This window comes from Capsulimonas sp., assembly GCF_039929585.1.
GTDB lineage: Bacteria > Armatimonadota > Armatimonadia > Armatimonadales > Capsulimonadaceae > Capsulimonas.
Genome location: NZ_JBDSQY010000052.1, coordinates 1 through 7,102, shown reverse-complemented (window position 1 = coordinate 7,102; position 7,102 = coordinate 1). Strand labels below are relative to the sequence as shown.

Genomic DNA, 7,102 nt, shown 5'->3' with positions numbered 1-7,102 from the left:
GCAGCTGCGTGCCGGGGACGCCGGGCGAAAAGACGTCCTGCCAGAAGACGGCGTGCATCATGTCGATGAGCGTCCAGAAGTGGCGGCGGTCGTCGTAATCCATGTCGGCGCGGGGCGGCGCGATCAGGCGGGCGGGAACGCGGTGGCTCCACCGAAAGCCCGCGCGGCTGTCTTCCTGGATCAATCGGCCCGCGTGGTCGTAAAGCCGCTCGACGCCCTGCGAATGCCAGCCGCTCACCACCCAGGTCCCGGAGTCTCCTGGGACATAGTAGACGCTGCGCACGGAGCAGCCCTCAGCGCCGCCGGGCATCAATTCGGTGTGCCGCATTATCAGATGCGTTCCCGAAGCGCCGCTGTCGGTTCCTGTGGGGACAAACTCCGTGATACGTCCGGCAGGGTTGGTGACACGGGCGACTTGAACGCGCATGGACTCCAACTGCGTGAGCAGCGCGTAATCGCCGTCCCACTCATCGTTGTACGCAATGCGTGTTGCCGCCCCGTCGACATCGGAGATCGAACTCAGCAGATCGTCTTCGTGGATCGCCGCCGCGCCGTCACTGGCTGGAGATACCCAGCGGTGGTAAGCATAGCGCGTCGTCTTGCCGCCGGGACTGAGCGCGCATGTGACCGAATGGGCGGCGCCGTCAGCGTAGTCATAGGTTACGGTCTGTAGTTTGGCGCGTCTGGGATTTTCCTGATAACTCGTCACCGATGCGACGCGCGGGTGGGCGGGATCGCTAATGTTCCATTGAATCGCGAGCGAATAGTCTTTGACGAGGGCATAGCCTCGCTGTTTGTCTGCATGGAATGTTGTGATCGCAATGAGCCGCCGCTTCACTGCTGGGGTGGGCGGCGCATACTGATAAGTGATATGGTTGTCGTGCCGATCAGTCACGTCGGTCAATGCGTCTGTCTTATCAGAGCTGGAAGTGAAGCGCCAGCTCCAGCCGGTTCCGAAGGGGCCTTCACTCGGATCGTTGGCGTGGAACGTGCGCGTGAGGGCGACGCGTGGGCCGAGTGCTCCGGGCAGGGCAATATCCGTGTGGGAGTAAGCGTAGTCGCGCGTGCGGGTATCCACGCCCTGCGTGACGATGTCGAACGGCTCTCGGTCGGCGTCGATCAGATGGCGGCCGGGCTGGCCACTGCCCGAAGCCGCCGTTGCGTGGGACGGCAGGGGGAAAACGAGCGTCGCTGCGAGCAGGCCGGCGAATAAATTCGCCGGGTGTCTAGGGTGCGTCATCAACAAACCTGTCTGAGTGAATCCATGGATAGCCGGCGAATGAACACCCGCAAGCGGGTACCCGGCCTAGAAGTGCACGAGGTGCCCCTTCGGGCACTCCAGAAACCTGGCGATTGCGTTTCTTTTCTGGAGTCCACGAAGGTGGACATCGTGCACTTCTAGGCCGGGTACCCGCTTGCAGGTGTTCATTCGCCGGCTTCTTTGGCGCCGCGTTATCGTAGAAATCTAACCGTAAAAGCTTAGTGAACGATCCACTTCTGATCCACGCTCAAGTTCGAGCCCCACAGCTGCAGTTTCGCGCCTTGCGTGTTGGCGCCGCCGTCGAAGACGAGGCTCGTCTGCGCGCTCTTGATCGTGTAGCCGTTGGATGTAGACGACAGGATCCACTGCTGATCGACGGTGCCATTGTAGCCGTAGAGCCATACTTTCGTGCCCTGCGTGTTTGCGCCGCCGTCTGCCGCAAGGGCGCTGGTCGCGTTCTTGATGCTGTAGGCGCCGTTTCCGAGGCTCGTGAAGATCCACCGCTGCGGTCCTGAGCCATTAGTCCCCCAGAGCTGGACTTGTGTCGTTTGCGTGTTCGCGCCGGCGTCCAGCACCAGGCCGGTCTGGACACTCGTGATGGTATATGTTCCGTTCGCCGGCTGGCCACCGGTGTAGCCGAGGCTGTTCAGGTTTGTTTGCGTTGTGTTGATGTTATAGCCGGGAATGATCGCGCTTGTGAAATATGCGTTCACGTTGGCGAGCGTATCTCCCGAACCCATTACCATATACGCCGTGACCAAGTTGGTCAGAACGGCAGAGGGGTTGTGCCCGCTGTCGACGGTGGTCCAGTTCACGTGGTTCGTCTTCATATTGGAGAACATCCGGGAGAAGATACCCCATCCGTAGTGGTTCTGGATATTCTTGAACATCACATAGAGCGGGTCGCCGGAAAGGTTGGCGTCGTCGTTGGCCGCGATGGTCGTGTAGCCGAGTTCGTTCAGGATATGCACTTCGGTCATGCCGGGGAACGGGCTTTTGTCATCCGCCCACCAGTCGCGGGGCCAGCCGGCGGAAAGCTGCCCGGTCATGTCATTGACAGCCTCGTGAACGCCGAAGACGATCGCCGTGCCTCCGGTCACGCCGTACCCGGACGCCGTGAACAGGTTGGAGTTGATGCCGATGCCGGGCGAGGGCGACGCGCCCCGGGCGGCCGACACCTGGCCGATGTCGCCTGTCGCATAGGCGCCGTTCTGCCCGCTGGGGTCGACATAGCAATAGTGGCGGGTGGTGGGCGGCGCGGCGCCCCAGTCGGCCACGATCCGGTCGATCGCGTTGTCAAAGATCGGGAAGTCGGGGGTGATGGACGCCGACATGGAGTTCCATGTGCTTTGTGTGGTGTACCAATCGTAGTACTTTCCGGTATGGATCTTGATCACGGGATCGGACTGAGCGAGCGCCCGGGGCGCGGAGTGCGTGAACGCGGCCAGCGCCAGAACGGCGGCGGCCATAACCTTCCAGAAACCCTTCATTCGTATGTCTCCCTTTGTCTCGGTCTATTCCCCGCCGCGGTCAATTCCCCGGCGCCGGGATTGCCCGCCGGACACGTTTGACCCCAATGGTCCCGCGCCAGCGACAGTGTGTGTTGCAAATGTAGCAAAAATCCTAATATGGCAAAGTGAAGCTGAATTTCTTTTCGCTCCCAAGAATACACATTGACATTCAAACAAACCTCAAAACAGCAGAACGTCGATAAAAAACCAAAATCGTTTCATAGAGTTATCTTAATGACAATCTGCTTGTATTGCCTGATTCTCGTGTAAAAATATTTCAACGTCGAACGGTTTTTTGCGTTATTCTCGCATCGGCGGCGGGGTAAGTCAAAACAAAAGAGCATACGAATGCAATGGACAATGAGATTTAGGAAAGGCGCCAAACGCGCAGAGGTTTGGATCGGGGTGAGAGATGATGGCGGCAAGTCAAAGCAAGATCGCGCAGCTGATCAGAGCGAGGCGGGAGCAGATGCGCCTGAGCCAGCAGGATGTCTCGAATGGCCTGGAAATGTCGCGCGGGAGCTATTCGCGTCTCGAATCCGGACAGACGACGGTTTCGGCGGAGGATCTGACGAAGATCGCGGCGATCCTTCAAATCCGAGCGTGCTATCTGCTTGGAGAAGATCCTGAGGACGAATCCGCGACCCGCCGCGATGACGTGGTCCGGCTTTATGAGGATATCGAACCGGACATGCAGCCGGCGGCGCTCGCCATGATCCAGGGACTGCACGACAAGTTTCCCTCCGGCGAGGAGGACAACGAAGCCGCCGGAGAGACGCGTCACTGACTGCGTCTCTCCGGCGCCTCGCGAATTTCGCTGTCGACTACTGCGACTTTAAGATCTCACGGTTCCAGATCGTCTGCGTCGGGTCCGTGCCGTAGGTGTTGAACCCCGCCTGCCAGTCGCAGCTGACGTTGGTGACGTACAGATATCCGGCGCGCTTATTAGCCGCTCCGTTAAAGATCGTGTCCACGGTTGTCGTATTGGGGACATTGGTCACGAGGTTGATAAAGCGCGACGCCGGGTAGCTCGTGACCCACGTGCCGCTCGGCGACCAGCTGGTGTAGCCGGAGAATGTCGTGCCGCTGGAGTTGGTGAACGTGTTATACGGTCCTTCGAAGATCACGTTCAGATCGCAGGTCGTCATCCAGTTGGAGACGTCGCCGATCGAACCGGGGTTATTGATGATGGTAGGGCTGGCGGCGAGCTTCGGGTTGTTCCAGCTCGGCATGGTCGTATGCGCGAAGTTATAAAGGCTGGTGTACCACTGACCATGCGTTGTTCCGCTGCCGTCGCCGCTTGCCGCGCTCCATCCCCACGCCACATCGTCGATAAAGAACCCGTCCACCGTGAAGCCGTCCAGCAGATATTGCGACATGTCGTTCTCGACCTCCCAGACCGGGCGGTTCGTATACGCGGAATCTACGTAACAAATGACCTTGATCCCCGCATTGTGCAGCGTCTGAGAAAGTGTTACCCAAGATGCGAGGCTCGGGCTCCAGCTGCCCGTCGGGATATAGCTGGGATCGCCCGCCACGAGATTGCCGTTGTTGGGCGCGTTAATGATGACATACGGGACTTTCGTCGGACCGGCGGTCTGTATCCAGCTAAAGATCGGGTCGCCTGGCGATTCATAAGTGAACCCCATCGTTTTGGCGGCCTGGGCGCTGCCGGCGCTCAGACAGAACGCCATGGCGGCGGCGGCGGTTACGGCGGCCTTGATGATTGATTTGACCGAAGATAACGAACATTCCATTGCTTTGTCTCCCAGGTAACTTCGGCGATAATAATTGGCTTCTTGAAGAAGATACCCCCCGGCCCCTGCTGTGGGTGAAGACCATGCTGTCGGTTACGTGTCCAGATTTGATTCTTCGTCACGCTTTCGACAATATGTTCTGCACTCCCAGTGGGAGCCGGGGGGCATCATTGCTCCCCAAGTTCAGGCCGTTAGTTCGAAATGAAACTAGCTATGTCCGGCGATGTACTGACATTCCGTCGTGAAGTACGGCGGAATGCCGCCCCAGATATTGTTCGTCAGAATGCGATCCGTCGTATAGAAGTGGGTGTATCCATGGCTGATCGCCTGATCGATGGCGCCAGCGAGGTCGGTGCTGTTGGTGTGGATCAGCGCCAATTGCTTCTTCGTCGTCGTAACGTTCTGGCGGTTCAGGTTCGTCCACGTATTGGACGGAGCGGCTGCATACGCCAGTGTCTGCTCGAAGCTGCATGTTACATCGACGATGTCGGTGTAGTTGACTTGATTCGAGTAGAACCAGCCACCGGCGTTGCCGATGATGCGCAGCTTGGGATAGGTCGAGCGGAGCCATCCGGTGAGCTGGCTGTAATAGCCGCCGGGAGGATCGACCTGGACACCGTTGAAGTTATTGCTCGCATCCGCGAAGCCGTGGTCGTAGGGAGCGAGCGCCGTGCCGTTCGGATAGGTCGCGACGGAGCCGGTAGCAGGAGCGATCTCATAGCGCGGGTAGTACTCGTCGATCCAGATGCCGTCGATGTTGGGATATCCTGTCACCCACGCCGTAATGTCCGCTTTCACAGAAGCCAGCGTCCGGAACGTCGATCCCGTGGTTGTGGTCAGGGTGTGAACGTAGCCGAAGATTTTACCGCCATTGGCCCGGATCGGGTTGAACCGAGTGGCCGCCGTGGTCCAGTCCGCGGAGGTCGTGTAAGGGCCGTTGTTACCGTTGACCGTGACCCAGTAGTCCTTGTAATTGGCGCTGCTCTGGAGATAGGTTGCATCTGTAGCAATGATATTCCATGTCGATACGTCCGTGAGGGGGATGTAAGCAGGGATAATCATCCCTTTGGCATGGGCCTTCGGAGCTCCCGTTGCGAGACACGCGATCGCAGAGCAAAGCAGCGCGGCATTCTTGAATTTCATAATTTGAGATCCTTTGGTTTCGAAGGTTAACACGCATTCAGTTTGCAGGTCCCATTCACTGGCCAATGAATTTGTGCGACCGTCTTACAAAAACGCAAACGTTTACGAAGTCAAGGCAAGTATATCATTCGATGCTTTTTGTGTCAAGAAGAAATTTTTTCGGGGAAATTATGGACACAAAAATGCCCTCCGATCCTCATGGGTTCGGAGGGTAGTTTTCGTCGATGCTGAATTGTTCATAAGAATCTGGGTTTTATACCCGGACGCCGTGAACTAGCTATGATTGGCGATGTACTGGACTTCGGTGGTGAAGTACGGCGGCAGGCCGCCCCAGATATTGTTCGTCAGAATGCGATCCGTCGTGTAGAAGTGAGTATAGCCGTGGCTGATCGACTGATCGATGGCGCCGGCCAGGTTTGTGCTGTTCGTGTGGATCAGAGCCAGCTGCTTCTTCGTCGTGGTCGTGTTCTGGCGGTTCAGCTGTGTCCATGTACTGCTGGGAGCCGAGGCGTAATCGAGGGTCTGCTCGAAGCTGCACGTCACATCGACGATGTCGGTGTAGTTGATCTGGTTGGAGTAGAACCAGCCGCCGGCGTTGCCGATGATGCGCAGTTTGGGATAGGTCGAGCGGATCCATCCCGTGAGCTGGCTGTAGTAGCCGCCGCTCGGGTCGATCTGGGGATAGGAGCCTACCCAGGTGCCGTCCGGGTTGACGAAACTGAGGTCATAAGGAGCGAGCGCTGTCCCGTTGGGGAAAGTCGGGCTGGGACCGCTTGCCGTGCCGGCGACTTCGAAGCGCGGGTAGTACTCGTCAAGCCAGATGCCGTCGAGATTTGAGTATCCCGTCACCCATGCCGTGATGTCCGCTTCGACAGAAGCCAGCGTTCGGTACGTGGTGCTGGTCGGAGTCGTGCATGTATGGACGTAACCGAAGATCTTTCCGGCGTTGGCTCGGATGGGATTGAACTTGGTCGCCGCCGTGGTCCAGTCCGCCGACGTGGAGAACGGGCCGTTGTTGGCGCTGTTCACGACAACCCAATAATCTTTATAGTTCGCATTTGTCCCATCACGCATATATGCCGCGTCTTCCGCGAGAACCTGCCAGTTGGCGGTATCGGTCAGGGGCAGGTATGCAGGGATGATCATCCCTTTGGCATGGGCCTTCGGAGCTCCCGTCGCGAGGCACGCAATCGCCGAACAAAGCAGCGCGGCATTCTTAAATTTCATAATCTGAGATCCTTCTTTCTGAAAGTTATCTTGCGCCAAAATTGAAGCACTCCATGGATGGAAGCTTTAACATAAGTATCCGTAAACGTTTACGTTTCTGGGGCAAGTATAACATCCGGCGCAACTATTGTCAAGCGGTTTTTTCGCGGGGAAGATATTCGGCTCATTCGTCTGCTGACTGTCAGCAGACGAATGAGTGGGGG

At 57.9% G+C, this 7,102-nt stretch carries 6 protein-coding genes; 1 reads left to right on the top strand and 5 read right to left on the bottom strand.

Annotated elements, in window-relative coordinates; translation table 11 throughout:
* Positions 1 to 1,240 (bottom strand): DUF6531 domain-containing protein (locus ABIZ35_RS03645; RefSeq protein WP_348218512.1); only part of this gene is annotated, 1,240 nt, incomplete at its 3' end.
* A gap of 239 nt (positions 1,241 to 1,479) precedes the next feature.
* Positions 1,480 to 2,751 (bottom strand): RICIN domain-containing protein, encoded by a 1,272-nt coding sequence (locus ABIZ35_RS03640; RefSeq protein ID WP_348218511.1) that lies wholly within the window; start codon positions 2,749 to 2,751, stop codon positions 1,480 to 1,482.
* Positions 2,752 to 3,184: 433 nt separating this feature from the next.
* Between ABIZ35_RS03640 and ABIZ35_RS03635 the strand changes: the two genes are divergently transcribed.
* Entirely contained in the window at positions 3,185 to 3,559 is a 375-nt protein-coding gene (locus tag ABIZ35_RS03635) for a helix-turn-helix transcriptional regulator (protein ID WP_348218510.1), read from the top strand.
* Between the two features lie 37 nt (positions 3,560 to 3,596).
* On the opposite strand, the gene ABIZ35_RS03630 is transcribed toward ABIZ35_RS03635, so the two are convergent.
* The 3 genes from ABIZ35_RS03630 to ABIZ35_RS03620 all read right to left on the bottom strand — a co-directional run bounded on the left by ABIZ35_RS03630 (position 3,597) and on the right by ABIZ35_RS03620 (position 6,899).
* Positions 3,597 to 4,529, bottom strand: a complete 933-nt coding sequence (locus ABIZ35_RS03630) for a spherulation-specific family 4 protein (RefSeq protein ID WP_348218509.1) — start codon at positions 4,527 to 4,529, stop codon at positions 3,597 to 3,599.
* A gap of 207 nt (positions 4,530 to 4,736) precedes the next feature.
* A complete protein-coding gene (locus tag ABIZ35_RS03625) occupies positions 4,737 to 5,672 on the bottom strand; it encodes a spherulation-specific family 4 protein (protein WP_348218508.1) in 936 nt (311 codons plus the stop codon).
* A 273-nt stretch (positions 5,673 to 5,945) separates the two neighbouring features.
* Positions 5,946 to 6,899 carry a spherulation-specific family 4 protein gene (locus ABIZ35_RS03620; RefSeq protein ID WP_348218507.1) on the bottom strand — a complete coding sequence of 318 codons (954 nt, stop codon included), beginning with the start codon at positions 6,897 to 6,899 and terminating at the stop codon, positions 5,946 to 5,948.
* Between the last annotated feature and the right edge of the window lie 203 nt (positions 6,900 to 7,102).

Bases quoted from the DNA above. Each gene is read 5' to 3' on its own strand.
- ABIZ35_RS03640 (WP_348218511.1), bottom strand. From the start codon at position 2,751: ATGAAGGGTTTCTGGAAGGTTATGGCCGCCGCCGTTCTGGCGCTGGCC.
- ABIZ35_RS03635 (WP_348218510.1), top strand. From the start codon at position 3,185: ATGATGGCGGCAAGTCAAAGCAAGATCGCGCAGCTGATCAGAGCGAGG.
- ABIZ35_RS03630 (WP_348218509.1), bottom strand. From the start codon at position 4,529: ATGGAATGTTCGTTATCTTCGGTCAAATCAATCATCAAGGCCGCCGTA.
- ABIZ35_RS03625 (WP_348218508.1), bottom strand. From the start codon at position 5,672: ATGAAATTCAAGAATGCCGCGCTGCTTTGCTCTGCGATCGCGTGTCTC.
- ABIZ35_RS03620 (WP_348218507.1), bottom strand. From the start codon at position 6,899: ATGAAATTTAAGAATGCCGCGCTGCTTTGTTCGGCGATTGCGTGCCTC.